At 39.2% G+C, this 1,138-nt stretch carries 1 pseudogene; it reads right to left on the reverse strand.

From position 1 onward, the window contains the following. Positions 1–1,020: pseudogene (locus DCM90_RS09730) on the reverse strand (transposase); the annotation flags it as partial. Between the last annotated feature and the right edge of the window lie 118 nt (positions 1,021–1,138).

Raw genomic sequence — 1,138 nt, forward strand, 5'->3', positions numbered from 1 at the left:
TGATAGAGCTGATAGTGGTGTTTCAAGTCTTCCGAATAACTCAAAAGCTTGTTTAAAATCTCTTTATTGGTTAAGTGCATACGAAAAGTAGGACGATAAAATCGCTTATCACTCAGTTTACGGCTATCCTGTTGAATGAGCTTCCAGTAGCGCTTGATAGCCTTGTATTCATGGGATTTTCGATGAAACTGATTCATGATTTGAACACGCACACGACTCATAGCACGGCTAAGATGTTGTACAATGTGAAAGCGATCAAGAACGATTTTAGCATTCGGGAGTGAAACAGTCTAGGAGACTGTTTCAGCCTGAGCCTAGAAATTTGAAAGCGAAGCTGTTTAGCCAAGTCATAGTAAGGGCTAAACATATCCATAGTAATGATTTTGACGCGACATCGGACGGCTCTATCATAGCGAAGAAAGTGATCTCGGATGACAGCTTGTGTTCTACCTTCAAGAACAGTGATGATATCGAGCTTTTCAAAATCTTGCGCAATAAAGCTCATCTCCATCTCCCGATTGAAACAGTCACTCCCCGGACTGTTTCAACGTCCCAAGACATAATCTCAGGAAGACAAGAAAAATCATGCTCAAAGTGGAAGTCATTGAGCTTTCGAATGACAGTTGAAGTTGAAATGGCCAGCTGATGGGCAATATCAGTCATAGAAATCTTTTCAATTAACTTTTGAGCAATCTTTTGGTTGATGATACGAGGGATTTGGTGATTTTTCTTGACGATAGAAGTCTCAGCAACCATCATTTTTGAACAGTGATAGCACTTGAAACGGCGTTTTCTAAGGAGAATTCTAGAAGGCATACCAGTTGTTTCGAGGTAAGGGATCTTAGACGGTTTTTGAAAGTCATATTTCTTCATTTGACTTCCGCACTCAGGGCAAGATGGGGCGTCGTAGTCCAGTTTGGCGATGATTTCCTTGTGTGTATCCTTATTGATGATGTCTAAAATCTGGATATTAGGGTCTTTAATGTCTAGTAATTTTGTGATAAAATGTAATTGTTCCATATGATTCTTTCTAATGAGTTGTTTTGTCGCTTTTCATTATAGGTCATATGGGACTTTTTTTCTACACAAAATAGGCTCCATAATATCCATAGGGGGGTTACCCACTACAAATATTATA

Origin of the sequence: Levilactobacillus bambusae (assembly GCF_003124125.1) — a bacterium.
Lineage (GTDB): Bacteria > Bacillota > Bacilli > Lactobacillales > Lactobacillaceae > Levilactobacillus > Levilactobacillus bambusae.